The organism is Chryseobacterium rhizoplanae (assembly GCF_900182655.1).
In the GTDB taxonomy this organism is placed as follows: domain Bacteria; phylum Bacteroidota; class Bacteroidia; order Flavobacteriales; family Weeksellaceae; genus Chryseobacterium; species Chryseobacterium rhizoplanae.
This window is the reverse complement of sequence record NZ_FXTC01000013.1, coordinates 68,322-89,545: the sequence shown is the minus strand read 5'-3', so window position 1 is coordinate 89,545 and position 21,224 is coordinate 68,322. Positions and strand designations below refer to the sequence as shown.

20 protein-coding genes are annotated in these 21,224 nt (G+C 36.6%); 17 read left to right on the top strand and 3 right to left on the bottom strand.

Features of this window, described 5'->3' with window-relative positions; genetic code table 11:
• The first annotated feature begins 42 nt into the window (after positions 1–42).
• The 14 genes from FN817_RS21030 (at position 43) to FN817_RS20965 (ending at position 13,708) form a co-directional block, all read left to right on the top strand.
• A complete protein-coding gene (locus tag FN817_RS21030) occupies positions 43–348 on the top strand; it encodes a DUF3467 domain-containing protein (RefSeq protein ID WP_002976436.1) in 306 nt (101 codons plus the stop codon).
• A 255-nt stretch (positions 349–603) separates the two neighbouring features.
• Positions 604–3,438 carry a T9SS type A sorting domain-containing protein gene (locus FN817_RS21025; RefSeq protein WP_142719648.1) on the top strand — a complete coding sequence of 945 codons (2,835 nt, stop codon included), beginning with the start codon at positions 604–606 and terminating at the stop codon, positions 3,436–3,438.
• Positions 3,439–3,441: 3 nt separating this feature from the next.
• Positions 3,442–3,912, top strand: a complete 471-nt coding sequence (locus FN817_RS21020; RefSeq protein WP_142719647.1) for a hypothetical protein — start codon at positions 3,442–3,444, stop codon at positions 3,910–3,912.
• 14 nt (positions 3,913–3,926) lie between these two features.
• Positions 3,927–4,490, top strand: a complete 564-nt coding sequence (locus FN817_RS21015) for a hypothetical protein (RefSeq protein ID WP_142719646.1) — start codon at positions 3,927–3,929, stop codon at positions 4,488–4,490.
• Positions 4,491–4,514: 24 nt separating this feature from the next.
• A complete protein-coding gene (locus FN817_RS21010; RefSeq protein WP_142719645.1) occupies positions 4,515–6,671 on the top strand; it encodes a TonB-dependent receptor in 2,157 nt (718 codons plus the stop codon).
• A 210-nt stretch (positions 6,672–6,881) separates the two neighbouring features.
• Complete coding sequence (locus tag FN817_RS21005; RefSeq protein ID WP_142719644.1) at positions 6,882–7,532, top strand: Crp/Fnr family transcriptional regulator; 651 nt, start codon at positions 6,882–6,884, stop codon at positions 7,530–7,532.
• 125 nt (positions 7,533–7,657) lie between these two features.
• Positions 7,658–8,500, top strand: a complete 843-nt coding sequence (locus FN817_RS21000) for a DUF5777 family beta-barrel protein (RefSeq protein WP_142719643.1) — start codon at positions 7,658–7,660, stop codon at positions 8,498–8,500.
• Between the two features lies 1 nt (position 8,501).
• Positions 8,502–8,849: a hypothetical protein gene (locus FN817_RS20995; protein ID WP_228451626.1), complete on the top strand. Its 348-nt coding sequence runs from the start codon at positions 8,502–8,504 to the stop codon at positions 8,847–8,849.
• A gap of 10 nt (positions 8,850–8,859) precedes the next feature.
• A complete protein-coding gene (locus tag FN817_RS20990) occupies positions 8,860–9,405 on the top strand; it encodes a YceI family protein (RefSeq protein ID WP_142719641.1) in 546 nt (181 codons plus the stop codon).
• Complete coding sequence (locus FN817_RS20985) at positions 9,402–9,926, top strand: ankyrin repeat domain-containing protein (protein WP_142719640.1); 525 nt, start codon at positions 9,402–9,404, stop codon at positions 9,924–9,926. The genes FN817_RS20990 and FN817_RS20985 overlap by 4 nt, the downstream gene beginning before the upstream one ends.
• Positions 9,927–9,930: 4 nt before the next feature.
• Entirely contained in the window at positions 9,931–10,710 is a 780-nt protein-coding gene (locus FN817_RS20980; protein ID WP_142719639.1) for a T9SS type A sorting domain-containing protein, read from the top strand.
• Positions 10,711–10,843: 133 nt separating this feature from the next.
• Entirely contained in the window at positions 10,844–11,449 is a 606-nt protein-coding gene (locus tag FN817_RS20975; protein ID WP_142719638.1) for a GrpB family protein, read from the top strand.
• A gap of 22 nt (positions 11,450–11,471) precedes the next feature.
• Complete coding sequence (locus FN817_RS20970; RefSeq protein ID WP_142719637.1) at positions 11,472–12,317, top strand: GNAT family N-acetyltransferase; 846 nt, start codon at positions 11,472–11,474, stop codon at positions 12,315–12,317.
• A 107-nt stretch (positions 12,318–12,424) separates the two neighbouring features.
• Positions 12,425–13,708, top strand: coding sequence for an alkaline phosphatase family protein (locus FN817_RS20965; protein ID WP_142719636.1), 1,284 nt, complete (start codon positions 12,425–12,427; stop codon positions 13,706–13,708).
• 84 nt (positions 13,709–13,792) lie between these two features.
• Here the strand turns inward: FN817_RS20965 and FN817_RS20960 are convergent, their stop codons facing one another.
• Entirely contained in the window at positions 13,793–14,671 is an 879-nt protein-coding gene (locus tag FN817_RS20960; protein ID WP_142719635.1) for an NAD(P)H-binding protein, read from the bottom strand.
• Between the two features lie 82 nt (positions 14,672–14,753).
• Between FN817_RS20960 and FN817_RS20955 the strand changes: the two genes are divergently transcribed.
• Positions 14,754–15,182 carry a winged helix-turn-helix transcriptional regulator gene (locus tag FN817_RS20955; RefSeq protein WP_142719634.1) on the top strand — a complete coding sequence of 143 codons (429 nt, stop codon included), beginning with the start codon at positions 14,754–14,756 and terminating at the stop codon, positions 15,180–15,182.
• Positions 15,183–15,235: 53 nt separating this feature from the next.
• Here FN817_RS20955 and FN817_RS20950 read toward each other — a convergent pair whose 3' ends face one another.
• The gene (locus FN817_RS20950; RefSeq protein ID WP_142719633.1) at positions 15,236–16,291 is read right to left on the bottom strand and encodes an NAD(P)-dependent alcohol dehydrogenase; all 1,056 of its coding nucleotides are present in this window, start codon (positions 16,289–16,291) and stop codon (positions 15,236–15,238) included.
• A 245-nt stretch (positions 16,292–16,536) separates the two neighbouring features.
• Here FN817_RS20950 and FN817_RS20945 point away from each other — a divergent pair, with 245 nt between their 5' ends.
• On the top strand, positions 16,537–17,439 hold the full coding sequence (locus FN817_RS20945) for a helix-turn-helix domain-containing protein (RefSeq protein ID WP_142719632.1): 903 nt from the start codon (positions 16,537–16,539) through the stop codon (positions 17,437–17,439).
• Between the two features lie 505 nt (positions 17,440–17,944).
• Positions 17,945–19,282: a carboxylesterase family protein gene (locus FN817_RS20940; RefSeq protein ID WP_142719631.1), complete on the top strand. Its 1,338-nt coding sequence runs from the start codon at positions 17,945–17,947 to the stop codon at positions 19,280–19,282.
• Positions 19,283–19,738: 456 nt separating this feature from the next.
• Here the strand turns inward: FN817_RS20940 and FN817_RS20935 are convergent, their stop codons facing one another.
• A complete protein-coding gene (locus FN817_RS20935; protein WP_142719630.1) occupies positions 19,739–21,211 on the bottom strand; it encodes an alpha-amylase in 1,473 nt (490 codons plus the stop codon).
• Positions 21,212–21,224: the final 13 nt, after the last annotated feature.

The window sequence follows — 21,224 nt, the reverse complement described above, 5'->3', positions numbered from 1 at the left end:
CACAATCTCAAATTTCGAATTTTAAAAACATAATTTATAACAATGGACAACAATCAAAATCCACAAGACGGAAACATCAACATCGAATTAAACGAAATGGTAGCTGCTGGTATCTATGCTAACCTGGCTTTAGTAAACCACTCTCCATCTGAATTTGTAGTAGACTTTATTCAGTTGATGCCAGGTGTTCAGCAAGCTAAAGTAAGATCAAGAGTTATTCTTGCTCCACTTCACGCTAAAAGAGTATTAAACGCTCTTCAGCAGAACATCGCTAACTACGAGCAGCAGTTCGGAGAAATCAAAGAAGTTGAGCCTTTCGTATTAGGAGGAAACAACGTTCAAGCGTAAGATTTCTTTTACATAAAATAAAGAATACCCTGGTTTTTGCCGGGGTATTTTTTTTTGAGTTATATAATTCACTAATTGGTTCCTTTTTTATCTTTTTTTTATTATTCGTAATTTTATTTTAAAAATATACTAAAAAAATACGAATAATAAAATTGAAATATTTTTGTTAATTATCATTATAAATTAATAAAAATTAATTTAAATTAGTTAAAAATTATCATTCTGCTTGGTTAAATTTGTAAAAAATTGAATGGAATGAAAATCTACCCTATTGCAGCGGTTCTACTCTGCATGAATGTGTACGCACAAAAGCAAAGTACACTTAAGGAAAATCAAAAGCATTTGCAGGAGCTGTATGCTAAATATGAAAAAGATCTTAAAAAGGCTCATAAAAATGCAAAAGCAGCAGGAATACCTCCTAATTTATACAATGAAGAGGATTACAAAAGAACAATGGATCCTGTAACAGGGAGAACCAACTTTGAAGGGCTGGCAAAGGTAAACGAGGATATCTTAACAGGTAAATATCAACCTTCACAACCTATGTCTTTTATTTCGAATCACAATACCTCTGCTACAGGTAAAATAATAGACGAACCCTGGATTGAAAGAGGGCCATATAGTGTAGGAGGAAGAACAAGGGCAATTATGTATGATCCCAATGATCCTACAGGGAAAAGAGTTTTTGCAGGAAGTGTTTCAGGAGGGCTTTGGGTAAATCAGGACCCTTCAGTAGCAGCCAATGAATGGCAGCCATTAAGTACATTCTGGGCGAATACCTCCATTTCAAGTATTACTTATGACCCAAACAATCCGCAAATTTTTTACGTAGGAACAGGAGAAGCTCCAACTGCTGATGCTGTAGGATCAGGGATATGGAAATCAACTAATGGCGGTACAACATGGACGCAGATTTTTACCATTCCTGTTACCTATTCTTCTTCCGGGGTAAGAAATGGTAACTTCTATATTAATGATATCAAAGTAAGAAATAATAATGGCGTTTCAGAAGTATATGCCGGAGTAAGCGGTGCTTATGTAGGAATTACATTTAATGACGGATGGCAGGGATTAAGCCAGGCTGGATTGTATAAGTCTACAGATGGTGGAACAACATTTACAAAAAATAACAGCTTACTGGCTCTTAATACAACTACCGGCGTAACCAGCACAACAGGATATTCTATCCAACAGATAGAAATTGGGGCAGATAATGCAGTATGGGTGTCTACCAGATCTTCCAGATTCTCTAATATAGATTCCGGAGGGCGAATTTTTAAATCCACAGACGGAAATACTTTTAATCAGGTATACAATGTAGGAAGCAGTGGTTCGAGAGTCAACTTTACTCTTTCAAGAACAGATGCCAACAAAATATATGCATTTATGCAGGGGGCATCTTCTGCAGAACCTATCAGAATAGCAAAATCTGCAGATGGTGGAACAACCTGGCAGGCAACAAATGATGCTGCGCCTGTTTTGGCGCTGCCTACTGCAACAGATACGAGTATTCCTGCTAATGACTTTACAAGAGGGCAATCTTTCTATGACCTGATCATTGCAACAGATCCTCTGGACGATAATACCTTGTATATAGGAGGTATTGATCTGCATAAATCTACCAATGGAGGAACAAGCTGGACACAGATATCAAAGTGGTCAAATAACAATAATATGGCTGCTTTGCAGGTTTCACAGGTACATGCTGACCAGCATGAAATCGTATTCAATCCTTACAATAATTACGCAACAGGACAAATGATGTTTGGAAATGATGGAGGGATCTATTATGCGGCCAATAAAGCTAATATTGGTACTGTTGGTGGGTTTTCCCCTAGAAATACCAGATATAATGTAACGCAGTTTTACTCTGCCATGCTGAATCCGATAAAAACACCGGCCAATGAAGAATTACTGGCAGGTGCACAGGATAATGGCTCATGGTGGTTATATGGAGTACCACAGGCTAATAACTTCCTTACAAGCCAATCTGCTACAGGTGGAGACGGTATGTATACCGAGTATGACGATCAGGATAATTATGAAATTGCAAGTTATGTTTACAACAGCCATTATTTATTGACTAATAGTACATATTATCTTGTTACTAGTGCTAACAGGAACATGGGGCACTTCGTAAATGAAATCGCTTTAGACAGAACCAATGATGTATTTTATTCTTACCGTTCCGGACTTACACTTTTCAGAACAAGCGGACTTTCTGCATCAGCGACATCTTTTACCAATAATGTGGTGACAGTAGGAACCGCACAAACAAACGAACAGATTTCATGGATGAAAGTATCTCCTTATACAACCGCTTCTACAACACTTTTTGTAGGAACCAACCTGGGGAGAATATTTAAAGTGACAAATGCCAACACCACAGCATACGCAGCAACCTTATTGACATCACCAATAACAGGAACTGTTTCTGACATAGAATTTGGTGCCAACGAAAATGAAATTATTGTAACCTTCTCCAATTATAACCTTACCAGTGTTTTCTACTCTACAGATGGAGGAACTACATGGCAGAACAAAGAAGGGAATCTTCCTGACATGCCTGTAAGAACTGTATTAAGAAATCCTGACAACCCAAACGAAGTGCTGGTAGGAACTGAAATGGGAGTTTGGGGAACTACCAATTTCCTAGCAACAACGCCTGAATGGGCTTCAGTAACCGGCAATATAGGAAATGTGAGAATTACCAATTTAGATTACAGACCAGTTACCAAAACAGTATTGGTTTCTACATATGGTAGAGGAGCATGGACAACCCAGAATACAGTACCTGCTTTATCAACAGCTGAAACTAAATCTAAAAAGGATATGAACATTATATATCCGAACCCTTCCAAGGGAATTTCTCATCTGAGATTTGATGCTGCTAAATATAGTAGTGTGGATATAAGCATTGTGGATGGCTCAGGAAGATTGGTATACAGTAAGAAAAATGTAAAGTCTGATGAAGAGTTCGGACAAAAGCTTGTACCTGGAAATTATATTTTGAAAGCCGAGTCTAAAGGTCAAATCGTATATAGTGGTAACTTCCTTGTATTAGGACGTACCGGAGGTGATGATGATTAGAAAATGAATAATCAAATATATTTAATATTATTTTGGATGCTGGCTTCCTGCGGGATGCCGGTATCCTCTTTATCTCAGGATAAGACAGTATCTGTGATCTCTGCTGAAAAATCAGAGTGGATAGGAGGAAGAGCCGGAGTAAGAGGAGCCGTGTACACTGTGAAACTGAAGAAGAAAAATAATAGTGTTGTCACTGTAAAAGCTTTTAGAGCGGAAGGAAATACCATTCCATTTATTCAAAATAATACAGGCAGTACAATAATGATAAGAGGCAATCTTGCTTATAAAAATAATGAAGATTTAAAGACTGCTGATCAGATGCCGGGTGGTGCACCTGTAGAAAATCCTGTTCCTCAAAAATTAGATCCAAAAGATAACTGGATAGAGTACACTATAAAAGGATCTCAAACACTTTACAAAATAAATATTTCAAAATTTACTCCTGCAGAATCATCTGAAGAACCTGCCCCTTAAATATCTTTCATTCTTTGAATAAAAAACTACTTTTTATTTTTCTGTGTATTCCGGTAATCATATTATTCAGCAATGTGGTGTATTCTGTAGTTTCTCATGTTAAAAGAGAACTGTATGAAAAGACACAATATAGTATTGCAAAGAGTAATTTCAGAAAATCTGAAACGATCTGTTTTACCGAAAAGGATCTTACTGAAGCAGAATGGAAAGAAGAAAAAGAATTTACACTTCATGGATTTTCTTATGATATTATCCGGATCAGTGTAGTGAATGGGAAGAAATATTTTCTCTGTTATATTGATAAAAAAGATATCATCATCAATTCTTTACTGGACTTTTCAAAAAAACTTGCTTTTAAAAAAACTTGCTTAAAGCTGCAGATTGATCTTCCCGGTCAAAACAAAAGCATACTTAAGACTCCAGGTTCCTTTGCCGTTTTTGATAAAAAAGAATTCTGTCTTTTTACAAATCATTTCTTAGAAGCCATTTCAAAATATCATAATCAAAAGAAAAACACTCATTATTTATCCATTATTTTTCCTCCACCGGAAATGAGCTTTATAATAAAGCGAATATAATATTAATGGTAACAAATTTAAATAATGAAAAAATATATAGGCATAGTAGCTTTGTTAGGCTGTACTATTGCACATGCTCAACAAACACAGGAAGGATCAATTGATGAAGTCAATATCCTTGGGAGAAAAAAAATTAAACAGGAACGAGCTGAATTCAAAAGACACGCGCAATCTGTAGAAACTCTTTCTGAAGAAGATCTTAACAGAAATAACCCCGCAGCAATAGATCAGACTTTATCTACAATGCCAGGGCTTCAGGTAGATAAACGAACCAATTTCGGAGGTCAGAGACTCGTTTTGAGAGGGTATGGAAATGATCAGAAATTTAATAACTGGGGCGTAAAAGCGTATTGGAACAATATGCCTTTAACAAATGCTGAAGGGATAACCATTCTGGATGATGTGGATTTTGCTTATGTAACCAATGTTGAGGTGATCAAAGGTCCGGCAGCAACGATGTATGGAGGTGGCGTAGGTGGAGCTGTACGTTTCTACACACGTCCGGATTTTACAAAAGGAGCATCGGTTTCAGAAAATGCAATGTTTGGTGCTTTCAAAACTTTTCAGTCAAGGACACAGTTGAATGTTGCTGATGATAATTATTCAGTAAGTGCTGCTTATGGACATCTTGAAACAGATGGATACAGACCAAATGGAGGAGGTTTGAAAAATTTCTTCAATGTAAATGGTACGGTGAAGTTGAGCAAAAAAGATCAGTTAAGTTTCTTTGCAAGCCAGGCTTATTCCTATGAACACACTTCAGGACAGATTTCATATGATGACTATTATGCAGGTATTGATAATGGAAATCCTGCTTATATTCGAAAAAATTCGGGGACTAAAATAAAATCTACAAGAGTAGGATTGAGTAATACCGTAAGTCTTACTTCAAACTTAAGAAATTATACAACCCTGTTTTATTACAACGCAAACACGGAAAGTGTTTCAGCCGGAGCATATGGGGTGACAAGTTCTCCCAATGTAGGATTGCGTTCCACTTTTACTTTGAAGAATGAATTTAAAGACTTTGAAAACCGTTTAGATTTTGGAACCGAAATACAAAACTCTGTATCTACTACATCGAGTTATCGGTTTACCGGTTCTGAAACAGAGCCTTTACAAACAACTGGGATGAGTGGAGCATCGTATTTTAAATACAATAACAATCAATCCACCTATTTTGTGATCGATTATCTTACGTATAAACCTTGGGGACTTACATTGTTGGCTGGTGTAAGTGGGAATAGAACCAATTATGACAGGAAAGATCTTTTTGCATTGCCAGGTTTGATTGCCGGCCGAAAGGACCAGTCTTTCAACAAGAAATATGACATGGCATACACTCCTCACTTTGCACTGCAGAAAGAATGGAAACATCAGATCTTTAATCTAAGCTATAGTGAAGGATACAATTCTCCTACGGCAGCTTCTTCTTTTATAACAGCAACCAATACCGTAAATGATGATCTGAAACCAGAACGTGCAAAAATGTTTGACTTCAGTGTCCATGGGCTTTTACTGAATACAAAATTAGATTACCGTATTTCCGCATTCAGAATAGACTATTCTGATAAGCTTACACAGTTAGTAATTCCTGGAAGTATTGTCCCGGGGCAAACTTACTGGACCAATACCGGAAGCCAAAAAAATACGGGATTTGAGTTTAGCGTAGGGTATCAGTACAGAACAGACAATTCTTTTATTGAAAGAATTGTTCCATTTGTAAACCTTTCTTATTATGATGCGAAGTATAAAGATTTTACAACTATAGTGGGAGGAAGAAAAGAAACTTATGATCATAAATCGGTGGTAGGAGTTCCAAGGAATAAATACGCTGTCGGGTTGGATATTTTTACCAAACCGGGATTCTATCTTGTGAATACCTATAATTATCTGGGAAATGTTTATTCCGATTTTAACAATACAAATCTGGTAAAAGGTTTTGGATTGCTTAATTCAAAATTAGGATTTAAAAAATCTTTCAACAAGCTTGATCTGGATGTATATGTAATGGGAAATAATCTTACAAACCAGATCAACTATACATTTCTATTCTTAGGGAACAGCATCAATGATTCTGATGCAGGCAGCGGTTATCCTAAAGGAGTGGCTACGGATCTTAATCCCGGGCCTGGTAAAGCTTATTTCTTTTATGGATTCAATGTTAAATACAGATTCTGAAATGTAAAATAGCCCCATTGCATGGTATTATTCTGAATAAAATAAAAATACTCTGATTTATTAGAGTATTTTTTATGATGATTACTGTAAGGCAGGATAAATAAATGTTGAACTTTATGAATTGTTAATTTTATTTAATAACATAAAAATATATAATAACCATACATCAATTTTATATCTTTGTTTAAGAAAAAGTAGAAAATATAGGATATGATTGATAACGCGTTCGCTGTAAGTAAATTTGGCTTTCTGGGTGCTGATTTTTTAGCTGAGCTGGAAAAACATGCTGTTGCCATTGATATAAAAGCAAAAACTGAGATCATAAGAGAAGGGCAGAAAAATAAGTTTGTCCCTTTCCTTATCAAAGGCTCTATCAGGGTTTTTACCCTTAATGATGGAAGAGAACTTATCTACTACTATATTAAGCCCAAAGATAGCTGCCTCATGACCTTCTCATCTATTCTTACAGACTATGTGAGCAGAGTGTATGCCATTGCGGAAGAAGACTCGGAAGCTATTCTTATTCCCGTTTCCGTAATGCATGATTGGCTGATCAGATTCCCGGAAATCAACAAGTTGTTTTATCATGAATATGACCGTAGATTTTCAGAAGTGATGAATATGGTGAATGATGCGGTGTTCCACAGGCTGGATAAAAGAGTCCTGAACTATATCAAACAGCAGATTTCATCCACCGGAAACAATCCTATTAAGATCACCCATCGTGAAATTGCCAATAGTTTGGGAACCTCTAGGGAAGTGGTAAGCAGAGTTTTGAAAAAAATTGAAAGCGAGGGAGAAATTGTGCAGACTAAAGAAGGAATAAAAGTTCCTGTAAATGAAAATGTTAGGATAGTCTAATTTCAATTGTTTGAAAAGTTTATTTCCATCATTGATAAAAACAATTTGGATGGTGACTTTTATCACCTGTTTTTGAATTGAGAACTCGATAAGTTTGTTATATCATAATTTAATTCAAATTGTATATGACGAAAACTCTCTTATTTTTGTCAGTATTTTCTTCAGGTCTTGTCTTTGCACAGGAAGATCTGCTGAAGGATATTGACACGGTGAAAACCAACACAGAAACTTCACAACCCGCCTTTAAAGCCCTTCAGATTGTAACAGGACAATCCACAAAACTCGCTGCTAAAAAAGAATGGTACATCATTGTTGCCCACAGATTTGGAGATATAAGCGCTGGGTTTAAAGACTTTTTCGGTCTGGATCAAGCCTCAACCAAGTTAGGGGTTATCTATGGTATCTCAGACGCTGTTTCCGTAAGTCTTTCCAGAGAAACGAATATGAAAACGTTTGAAGGAGCCGTAAAATACAGGCTGGTAAGACAAAATGAAAACTTTCCGGTAGATATTGTGGGCTACAATGTAATGGGTGCCAATACTGAGCTTGATAAAGATAATTATCCACATCTTAAATTCAGTGACAGGCTTTCTTATCTTACGCAGGCATTGATCTCAAGAAGGTTCAACGATAAACTTTCATTACAGCTTACGCCTTCCTTTGTTCATAAAAATCTTTATGAACCTACCATTGAAAACAAAAATCAGTTTTTGGCAGGTTTGGGAGGCCGCTATAAAATTTCCAAAAGAGTTTCTGTGAATGCAGAATACTTTGTGAATTTCGACGATCACAGTTTTTATAAAAACCCATTATCATTAGGAGTAGATATAGAAACCGGAGGACATGTGTTCCAGCTTTTACTCACGAACTCCCAGATTAATTCTGATATCGGATATCTTACCAATGCCACAGGAGCATGGGGAAAGGGACATATTTTCTTTGGGTTTAATCTTTATAGAGTTTTTTAATATGAAAAAGCTAACATCCTTATTGATAGTGTCGTCAGCAATCATACTGACTGCGTGTGACAGCAGAACTTATGAAGAGATTTCTGATAATACACCTATCACTGCACCTGTAAAATATACAGCAGATGTAAAACCCATTGTGGATAATAATTGCATTGGCTGTCATTCTGCCACTGGCTATAAACCTCTCGTTACTTATGATCAGGTAAAAAATAATATAGACGGAATTCTGGACCGCATCCAAAGACCTAATGGTGATCCCGGTAAAATGCCTCAGGGAGGATCTTTGTCTGCAGCTCAGATCAATATTTTCATAAAGTGGAAAGCTGACGGGTTAAATGAAAATTAAAAAAATTGATATGAAAAAATTAGCATTATTAAGCGTATTACTGCTTTCTACCGGGTATGCTTCAGCACAAAAATACAGTTCTAAGACGGGAAAAGTAACTTTTGAAGCGTCAGTACCTCTGTTTGATGATATTTTTGCACAGGATGACAATAATATTGTGATTCTGAACGCAGATAACGGCGAAATGGCATCCGTTTCTACCGTTAAAAACTTTCACTTTAAAACCAAATTAATGGAAGAGCATTTCAATGAAAGTTATGCTGAATCTGCAAAATATCCAAAAACAACCTTCAAAGGGAAAATTGTCAACTTTGATAAAACAAAACTTACGGCCAGTCCTCAGAAATATACCGTTCAGGGAACGCTTAACTTTCATGGTGTAGACAAAGCGGTAGCTTCTTCAGCCACATTATATGCAAAAGATGGTAAAATCTATATGCAGGGTGGTTTTATGGCCAAACCTGCAGATTATAAAGTGACCATCCCTAAAATGGTTACCAAGAAAGTGGCAGAAAATGTCAACATCGAATACAACTATGTAATGGTAAAACAATGAGAAATGTCATCTTAATTTTAGGACTATTTCTGAGCTCATTCATATCTGCTCAGGAAAAGGCAAAATCAATATTTGATATTGCCAGAAGCGGAACAGTTCCTGAAGTACAGGAGCTGATGAAACAAAACCCGGATGTTATTAATCAGGTGAACGAAAACGGATTCTCTCCCCTTATTTTAGCTTGTTACAGAGGAAATATCCCTGTTGCAGAATTTTTAATTACTCACGTTAAAAATATGAATTACGCAAGTGGAGAAGGAACAGCTTTAACGGCTTCTGTTTTTAAAGGAGATAAAAATCTTACTCAGAAATTATTAGCGAACAAAGCTGATCCCAATGTGGCAAGCAGCAGTGGAGTAACACCATTAATATATGCTGTCCAGTCACAAAATAAAGAAATGGTAGAACTGCTGCTAAAGAATAAAGCAAATAAGACATTATCAGATAAACAAGGGAAAACTGTTTTTGAATATGCATTATTTACTAAAAATCAAGATATTATTAACTTATTAAAAAATTGATCATATGAAATTAAAAACTACATTATTATTGATCGGATTTTTTGCTTTTTTTCAGGTAAAAAGTCAATATTCGACAGGAACTGTACCTCTTTTTTCCACACCGGGAGGAGCAGATTTGGCTTATTCAGTTAAGATTGACCTTACCCCTTCTTTAGTTACCCTTACCCTTATCGGGCCTTCTACGGGATGGCTGGGAATGGCTTTCAATACAACGAATATGGATGATATAGGGAAAGACGTTGTCATTTTTGATGGGACTAATTTAAGTGACAGAACATTTAATGGACAAGGAGTGGTTCCGCCTTTGGACGGGACTCAAAACTGGACTGTAACATCTAATACAGTGGCAGGAAGTGTTCGTACCGTAATCGCGACAAGAGCTTTAAACACAGGAGATGCTAATGACTATGTTTTTACTGTTCCTCCTGCAGGCCCTTTAAACATTACCTATGGACGTAGATTATCGAATTTTACGATTGGTTATCACGGTTCTAACAGTTGTGGTACTACATCCCTGAATTTTGGTACTTTAGGTACTAAAGAAACAGCTTCGGAAAATAAGAAAATAGTTCTTTATCCAAACCCGGCTCAAGAAACAGTGAGCTTTAAAAATGCAGATAAAATAAAATCTGTTGATATTTATGAATCTGCCGGAAGAAAAGTAAGATCTGTAAAGCTTGAGGGAGAAAATATCAGTGTCAGAGATTTAAAATCCGGTACTTATTATTTTGAAATCACTTTAAAAGATGGAACTACATCTTACGAAAAGCTGATTAAAGAATAATTTTCAGAAAAAACACACCTAAATAATTAGTAATGAATACCCCTGATTTTTCAGGGGTATCATTTTTTGTTAAGTACTTATTCCAGAGGGATTGCTGATAAAATTTTTATATTTGTGTAATATTTGGATACCTATGAAAGTTACCTTTGAAAAATATAATCATTTCTGGAAAAAGCAGTTTGAAATCATTAAAAATGAACTTGAGAACTATATCGGTTTTTTGAATCCGGAAATTGAACATATTGGCAGCACATCTGTGGAAGGTTTATCTGCAAAACCTGTTATTGATATTATGATTGGGGTAAAGGATGAAAAAGAACTGGATAAAATTCCACCTTTACTGGCGGGCAGGGATTATGTATATTATGAAACATATAACGAAGACATGCCATATCGCCGTTTTTTTATTAAACTTGTTGCCAGTACCCAACAACTGGGATTTCCTGAGGTTTTTTATTCAAAAGAGGAAATTCCGGAAAGGATTCATGACCATCACCTTCGTATGGCCCACATTCACGTCATTCCTACTTCTTCAGAACACTGGACCCGTCATATTGCGTTCAGAGATTATCTTCGTACCCATCCAGAGGTAAAGGAAGAATATCAAAAACTGAAAGAAGAACTGAGTAAAAAAGAATGGTTTGACGGGAATGATTATAATCAGGAAAAAGATCCATTTATAAAAAAAGAAGAGCGTAATGCTATTCAATGGTATTTGAACCAACAAAATAAAGCGTAATACTGTAAAATTTAAAATATTTATGGAATTTAAGACCTTAACCAATGTTACAACTCATGAACTTCTATCAGTATTCAATCATTCATTTTCTGACTATGTTGTTCCTTTTCACTTAACGAAAGAGGTGCTTGTCTCAAAAATTGCAGCTGAAAAATTAGACATGAATTTATCTGCCGGAGCATTTGAAGACGGAAAACTGGTTGGTTTTATTCTTCAGTCTGAAAAAGTTGAAAATGGAGAAAAGATAATCTATAACGGAGGAACAGGAGTCGTTCCGGAAAGCAGAGGTAAAGGATTGGTGAGAAAAATGTATGATTTTATTATTCCTGTTTTAAAAGAAAGAAATGCCAATACATTACTGCTTGAGGTTATTGAAGGAAACCAGCCTGCCATAAGGGCCTATGAAAACTTAGGCTTTAGTATTGTCCGAAGGCTGCTTTGTTTTAACGGTAGCATTAAGCAGGGAAAAGAAAATGCTGAGGTTTCTATTAAGGATTTGAAGGGCTTTCAATGGGAAAAATTACGTTCTTTCTGGGATATCGAACCTTCATGGCAGGGATCCGTTTTCGTATTGGAGCCTATGCCTGAGAACTATGTAACTTTGGGTGCTTATATTGAAGAGAAGCTTGTTGGGTATATTGTGTATGGTCCTGCAGCGAAAAAAATATACCAGTTTGCTGTGGATAAAAGTTTCAGAAATCAGGGAATAGGGACGATGCTTTTTAATGCCATTTCGAAAAAAAATGGAGGGCAGACTATAGCATTGAACAATGTAGATGATTCTTCAGAAAACACCAGTAAATTTCTTAGTGAAAAAGCAGGACTGAACAATTGGCTGTCACAGTTTGAAATGAAAAGACCTATTTAATGAGTTTTAATTTCGATTCAAAAAAATCATCGCTTTTAATATACTTTTAATCTCTTAAACTTTTCAGGCAGAAGGATAGGATGTAACTTTGCAGAAAATTTAAAATAATGAAGCGAGGAATCCATTTTTTACTGCTGCTAATTTCCTTTACGGCTTTTGCACAACAGGTCAATATTGATACAGCCCAGGTGGTGATCCCGGGTAGGCAAAATAGTGTAGAGGCGCAGTCTAAACCTTATGTGATTATGATATCTACAGACGGTTTCCGTTATGATTATGCTCAGAAATATAATGCTGAACATCTTTTGAAACTGGCTAATAGTGGTGTAAAATCTGATGCAATGATTCCGAGCTATCCAAGTATTACTTTCCCGAACCACTGGAGTTTAATTACCGGGCTTTATCCTTCCCATCATGGTTTGATTGATAACTTTTTTTATGATTATAAAAGAAAAGAAGGATATGCGATGAACAGCAAGAAAAATGCTGAAGACGGCAGCTGGTATGGAGGAACACCACTTTGGGGACTTGCGGAAAAACAGGGAATGGTATCGGCTTCTTTAATGTGGGTAGGGTCTGCCAGCGATGCAGGAGGAATGCGACCTACTTATTACTATCCCTACCATGAAAAATTTACCCCTTCGGAAAAAGTAGAAAAAGTAGTGAACTGGCTGAGGTTACCGGAAGATAAAAGACCTCATTTTATATCATTATATTTCCCTGAAGTAGACGGAAGCGGGCATCATTATGGTCCGGACGCCAAAGAAACAGAAACGGCTGTTCATTTGATAGACCAGGCGATTGGTGACCTTGTTCAGAAAGTAAATGAATTAGGATTAAAAAATGTTAACTTTATTTTTGTTTCCGATCACGGGATGATTAAAGTAGACGGTGGTACACCATTGGAAATTCCGGCTGTTCTTTTTGATAAAAACAGATTTGATTTTTATAATTCTCAAACCCTGTTAAGAGTTTACGTTAAGAATCCGGATGAGGTAAAAGCAGTTTATAAAGAACTGAAAGCCAATAAAACTGACGATTACGAAGTATATCTGGATAAAAAACTTCCCAAATACCTACATTTTGCAACAAGAGATGACAGATATAACAGGATCGGGCAGATTCTTCTGATCCCGAAAGCTCCGAAAATATTCCTGGAAAAAGGAAAGAAAACATCGGTTGGAAAACATGGCTACAACCCTAAAGTTGTTCCGGAAATGAAAGCGACTTTCTTTGCCTGGGGCCCTGAGTTTAAAAACAATCTGACAATCGGAGAATTTGCCAATATCAATGTTTATCCTTTGGTTGCTGAAGTTTTAGGATTAAAAATTGATCAGCCTATTGATGGAAAACTGAAAGTTTTAAAAGAAACATTGAAAGAAAAAAAATAATCTGAGGATTAAAAAATAGAAATTAAAACCATTTTCGGCGCACCAAAGGTGCGCCGAAAATGGTTTTATAGATTGACTGAGAAATTAAAATTTAGAAGAAAACTCTTTAGCAAAATCTTCCAGTTTAACATTTCCTGTAACAGGAGAACCATGATCAATAAAATCCTTTTGAACAACACCTGTTCTTATTCCTCTGCCCATTTCAACATACAGATGTGCCATATCCTCTGGAAGTCCGGCTTGCAGCATTCCGTTTAAAGAATCTTCATCAGAGAATTCTACCCAGGGAAGTTCCGGTTTGTTAACAGAAGTGCCTAAAACTTTCGCAAAATCAGAAGCTGTTCGTACATCACTTACAATATATCTGATGTTGTTGGTATTTCCGTCTTTTACCAGCTCTTCGGCTGCTGCTTTGGCAATATCATTCGGGTGAACTACAGGGACTTCAATGCTTGCAGGGTAATTAGCACCAATGATTCCTGCATTTTGAATTAAAGGAATATCATTGAAAAAATTATTATAAAAATATCCGGCTCTTAAAAAAGTGAAAGAAGTATTTTCTACGTCGTTATATATTTTTTCAATATTGTGAAGACCTGCAATAGGACCGTTTTCTACCGGAGATTCTGCTCCTACGCTGCTTAGCATTACTGCTCTTTTTACATTAGCATTTTTTAAAGCTTCAGCATAATTTTTACCTGCATTAGTTGTGTTTTCAACAATCTTATCCGGGCTGATAGCCGGAGGAGTCATTACAAAAACAGCATCTGCGCCTTCAAATGTTTGAGTCAAAAAGTTAGCATCTGTGATAGAACCTATAGCTGGAGTTGCTCCAAGGGATTCAATATCCTGTTTTCTTGCATCGCTGCTGCTGACTACGGTAATAGTATGCCCTTCGGCAATTAATTGTTGTGCTAATGGTTTAGCTACATTTCCTAATGATCCTGTGATTACGATTTTCATATGTAAATATTTTTTTATTTCTGAGAACAAAGTTATATTTGTACTTACTTTTATACAAGTACTTACCCTAAAGTATGTAGATATGACAGCAATCAAAGAAAGTTCAACCATTCAGGAAAACAGAAAGACGGTACTGGATTGTCCTGTAATGTATGTTATGGAAAGAATCGGTGGATTCTGGAAACCGATTATCCTGTTCAATCTTTCCACCGGAGAAAAAAGATACAGCGAATTGAAAAAAGCAATTCCTGCCGTAACGGAAAAAATGCTCATTCAGCATCTGAAGCAACTGGAAACAGACGGATTGATTATCAGAACGGCGAAACCTGTAGTGCCGCCTCATGTGACGTATAAATTGAGTGAAGCAGGCAATGAGCTTGCTCCCGTTATTGATGCCATGGCAGCCTGGGCTTTTCAGGATATGGAAAGAAATGATAATAAATATGCTGAAGGAAACCAATATATTGTGAATCAGGCTCAGAATACATTTAGCCAAAATCTAAAAAAATAAAAACAGGCGCTTCAATTTGAAGCGCCTGTTTCTGTTACTATTTTACAGAAGAATTACAAAGACTGCATATCAATCACGAAACGGTATTTTACATCGCTTTTCAGCATTCTTTCATACGCATTGTTGATATCCTGCATTTTAATCAGTTCAATATCAGAGACGATATTATGTTTGCCACAGAAATCTAACAGTTCCTGGGTTTCTGCAATACCTCCGATCAAAGATCCTGCAACAGAACGACGCTGGAAGATCATAGGTCTGGTGCTTACTTGTGTTTCCTGGAATTCACCTACGAATCCTACAAGAACCAGGGTGCCATTCAGAGAAAGTGTTTGCATATAAGGATTGATGTCGTGCTCATAAGGTACTGTATCAATGATAAGATCAAATTTACCCCTTACAGCATCCATTTGAGAATCATCCGTAGAAATGACTACATGATCTGCTCCAAGCTGTTTGGCATCATCCGTTTTTCCGGGAGTTCTTGAGAACAAAGTAACTTCAGCTCCCAATCCTTTTGCTAATTTAATAGCCATATGCCCTAAACCGCCTAATCCTACAACAGCTACTTTTGAACCCGGACCAGCATTCCAGTGTCTTAACGGAGACCATGTTGTGATTCCTGCACATAGAAGAGGTGCTACTGCTGCCAGATCCAGATTTTCAGGAACACTTAAAACGAAATGTTCATCAACCACTACTTTTTGGGAATATCCTCCAAAAGTATGGCCACCAAGATGTTTGTCTTTTCCGTTATAAGTCCCTGTGAATCCATTCTGGCAATATTGTTCCAGATCATGTTGGCAGCTGTCACAATGTCCGCATGAATCTACCATGCATCCTACTGCTGCAAGATCACCTGCCTTAAATTTGGAAACTTCGCTTCCTACTTTGGTAATTCTCCCCACAATTTCATGTCCCGGAACTACAGGATACAAAGACCCGCCCCAGTCATTTCTTGCAGTATGAAGATCAGAGTGACATACTCCGCAGTATAGAATTTCAATTTCTACATCTTTTGCAGTGATTTCTCTTCTTTCGATATTCATTTCTTTCAGATCTGCCGTGGTAGACTCTGCTCCATAAGCTTTTACTGTAATTGTACTCATTTTTTTATATTTAGTTTATTTAGGATAAATTATAGTGTCTTTTATTTGTTATGGTCTGGTTGCTTTACAATCCGTTGTCAATAAGTAAGTCTGCCGTTCGGAGTGAAAATCCATAACGATACAAAAGTCGAAACTTTTCAATAAACCGGACTTATACAGATTACCGAATTACCTACCAATTTTACAGACCCTGTTTCAGTTACACAGGAAAGTGGTAATTTTGAATAGAAATAAAAATATACTTCATGGAAAATCAGGAGGTTGAAATCTATAACAGTGTCTCGGAATATAATAAAATGGCCAATCAGGAAACCCTGCATCCCCTGGTAAGCATCATAGATTTTTCCAGATCCGATCTTATCTGCCAGCATAAAAGAAAATTCGGCTTTTATACCGTTTTTCTGAAAGATGTAATGTGCGGAGACATGCTGTATGGAAAGCACAGCTACGACTATCAGGAAGGGACACTGGTTTTCATTGCTCCCGGGCAAACCTATGGAATCTATAATAAAGATAAGTTTGTTCAGCCTGCAGGTTTTGCCCTGATCTTTCATCCTGACTTAATAAAAGGAACCAACTTAGGGAAGAATATGAAAGACTATTCATTTTTCTCTTATGATGTGCATGAAGCACTCCATCTTTCAGAAAAAGAAAGAGAAGTGGTACTGGATTGTTTTAAAAATATTAAGCTGGAACTGGAACAGGCTATTGATAAACACAGTAAATCTTTAATTGTTAATAATATTGAACTGTTCCTTAATTACTGCATGCGTTTTTATGACCGTCAGTTTATTACCAGAGATCATATCAACCAGGGAGTGATTGGGAAATTTGAAAATCTGGTTGATGATTACTTAAAATCTGAGGACCCGAAAAATATAGGTTTTCCCATGGTTAATTATTTTGCAGAAAAACTGAACCTGTCTGCCAATTATTTCGGTGACCTGATTAAAAAAGAACTGGGAATTTCTGCGCAGGAATTTATCCACAACAAACTTATTGAAATCGCCAAAGAACAGATTCTGGATCAGGCAAAAACAATCAGTGAAATTTCCTATGATTTAGGTTTCAAATATCCGCAGCATTTTACAAGGCTCTTTAAAACTAAAGTTGGTATTTCTCCAAGTGAGTATAAAATCCTGAACTAGTTTTTTTAACACTAATGACACTAATCTTTTCGCAAATAACACCATTCAAATTAGTGAATATTAGTGAGCTCATTTGTAACATTCGTGTTTAGATTTTTTTCAACACTAATAACACTAATCTTTTCACAAATGACACCATTCAAATTAGTGGATATTAGTGAGCTCATTTGTACTGATAGTGTTTAGATTTTTTTTCAACACAAATAACACTAATTTTTTCACAAATAACACCATTTAAATTAGTGGATATTTGTGCACTCATTTGTGATATTCGTGTTTAGATTTTTTTCAACACTAATGACACTAATCTTTTCGCAAATAACACCATTCAAATTAGTGGATATTTGTGTACTCATTTGTGACATTCGTGTTTAGATTTCAACACGGATTAACACTGATCTTTTCACGAATGACACCATAATTATTTGTGAATATTAGTGCATTTATTTGTGAGATTTGTGTTTAAATAATTAAATTTAAAGAGAAAAGTTTTCACCTTCCAAAGATGACACCAAATCAGCAAGAAACCTTTATTTTTAATACCCGTTTCGGGAGAATTATAGCATTGAAAGAAGAAGGAATTATCAGGGCTAAAAGTATTCGCTATGCCCATTCTGAGAGATTTCAAAAACCTGTTGCTGTAAAGTTTTCATCATCTGATATTATTGCTCCTGAAAAAACTCCGGTGTGTCCTCAAGCTTTAAGTCCACTTGTGGAAAAAATGATTGGAACGACCCCTGTTGAAAGCTTTGAAGCTGATGAATCTACACAATATCTTTCCATCACCCGTCCTGAAACAGTTTCTGAAAATGAAAAGCTTCCCGTTATAGTCTGGATTCATGGAGGATCTCATGAAATAGGCTGTGGTGATCTTGCCACTGCAGATCCCGCGGAATGGGTGAAAGAACAGCATGTCATTGTTGTTGCTGTTTCATATCGATTGGGATTATTTGGCTTTTTAGGTGGAGACGAAACCAGGCCTGCTAATCTTGGCCTGTTGGATATGATCGAAGCATTAAAATGGATAAAAACCCATATTGCAGATTTCAATGGAGATGAAAACAATATTACCCTTTTTGGACAGTCTTCGGGAGGTGATGCCATTGCGCATTTAATGATTTCTGAAGGAGTAGAGGATTTATTTCAACGTGTAATTATCCAGAGTGCACCTTTGGGTTTACGTCATCAAAGACAGAAAATGTCCGCAGAATTTCTCAAAAAAACAGAAGCATTGAAAGATGAAACTGATGTTTTAAAAATGATGGATGGCTACAAAACATTGGTACCTTCTGTAATAAAATATGGTCTGAAAGCAGCAATGCCTTTTGGTACACAATACGGATATTTTCCTCTATGTAAAGAAGAAGAGTCGGTAGAGATGTGGAAAAAAAATGCACAGAAATATGACGTTTTGATTGGTTTGAACAATGATGAAACTGCCTTTTATCTCAAAACTTCTGAAGCTTTAAATAAATATTTCGGAAAGGGACTGGGATTAAAAATCATGGATAAAACTGTTGAAAAGACTACAGAATTCATCTATGGAACTCCTGCAAGACGGTTTGCTGAAAATCTGGCTGACGCTGGTGGAAATATTTATCTGTTCAGAATTCATTCAAAACTGAAAGACAATCATATCGGGGCTCCTCACTGTATTGATCTTCCTTTGATCTTTGGGAATGAATCTGCCTGGAAATCTTCCGAACTGCTGAAAGATATTCCCTGGAGCCGTATTCATGAGAATGGTAAAAAGCTGCGGGCACTCTGGGCAGAATTTGCCAGAACCGGAAAAATAGCTGATACCTCCGAAAAACCGGAAATCCTGGAACTCAAAAAGATGTAACCGCATAGCAAGCTTAGAAAATTTCTAATTTTAACAAATATCTCAACTGGAGACACAAACATTCCCCTCCTCTGGAGGGGTGTCGAAAATTCAAGGAATTTTTGACGGGTGGTTTACCCCTGCAGTCAATATTTATTCTCAGATTTTACTATGGATTATATATACTGAATCAAGTAGTTAGTGATAAATATTCGCAATAATTATAATTTTTAATGTATATTTAATTACTAAACCATAAAAATAATAATTATGAAAACAAACAAAGATTTCAAAGTAAAAAAACTTAAACGTGAGCAACTGAAGACCCTAAAGGCAGGAGATCTAAATTGGGGTAAAGTATGCTGTACTTCCAACGAAGATGGGCAATGTTGCGAATGGGCTGCAGATATTTGGAATTGCCGATATATTTATTGCTAATTGAAAGCCTTGTCAAGGTTTTAAACCTTGACAAGGCTCTTACTCAGGGATCCAAACACTTACATTTCCTGCCGGAACAGGGAAGTTTCCCCATCCGTTTTCATCAATGGTTACTTTTTCTTTGAATCGCTTCAACAGATCTTTAAATTTTTTTCCTGCGTAAAGCTGTCCTACTTCCATAGGTTTATTGTAAGCATCTTTATTACTTAATACTACAGCACATCCTGAATGTTCATCATCACCTGCACGAACCCATCCAAGGCAATTGGCATCCTCAAAATAATCCTGCTGGTCACCATAAGCATGCTCTTTCCTTCCTTTTAATAATTCTTCAATTCCGTCCACTTTCGGCATAAATATTTCCTGGTCGTGACCTCCCGAGTCTTTATCAATATAATGGGCACCATACAAATCAGGATAAAAAACACACGGATATCCATCTTTTCTCAATAAGATCAAAGCATAAGCAAGAGGTTTGAACCAGGACTCTACGGGAGCTTCAAGGTCCTGAAGCGGCTGGGTATCATGATTGGCCACCAGACTTACAGCATGCATCGGATCTGCCTGGGTAAGGGTTTCATCAAAAATTCTGCGGAGATCATAAGAACCGCCTTCTTTTGAAGCATTATGAAAATTGTTTTGAAGAGAACTGTCGAAAAGGCTCATGCAGCCTTCCGTCACCTCAATATACTTTTGAAGCAGATGAAGATATCCGGGAGCCCAGTATTCCCCTACGGCAAAAATATTTTTTCCGGAATTGGAACGAAGCATCGTGAGCCATTCTTTATAAAAATCAAACGAAATATGCTTCAAGGCATCCAGTCTCACTCCATCGAAATCTGTCTGGTCAAAATACCACTTTGCCCAGTGGTTAAGCTCTTCCCGTACAAAAGGATTTCTGTGTTCGATATCATTGTACATCAGGTAGTCGTAATTCCCTTTTTCATCGTGAATCATTTCTTCCCAGTCATCTCCATATTCAGACTGTATTTTATAGATGTGGGATTCCATACCTTCTGCGTAATCTACGCCGCTGAAGCAGGTGAAGTTCCATTCAAAATCAGAATATTTTTTTCCTCTTCCGGGAAAGGTGAATTTGGTATATGATTCTATTTCGATGACATCTGAAATAACTTTTTCTCTGTTCTCTTCATCTACTTTTACCACTTTAAATTTTTCCAGCTCATCACCACCGGCTTTATGCCCCAGGACAATATCTACAATTACCTGTATATTTTGTTTCTTTAAGGCTTTAATGGCTTTTATATAATCGGCTTTAGTGCCGTATTTTGTAGCAACGGTTCCCTTTTGGTCAAATTCTCCGAGGTCATAGAGATCATAAGCATCATATCCGGTAGAGTAACCTCCATTTGTCCCTTTGTAGGCAGGAGGAAACCATACAGAAGTAATCCCCAGTTTTGCTAAATATCTGGCCTGTTTTTCGGCTTCTTTCCACAACTTTCCGTCTCCTTCAGAGTACCAGTGAAAAAACTGAATCATGGTTGGGTTCATAAATTTGCTGATT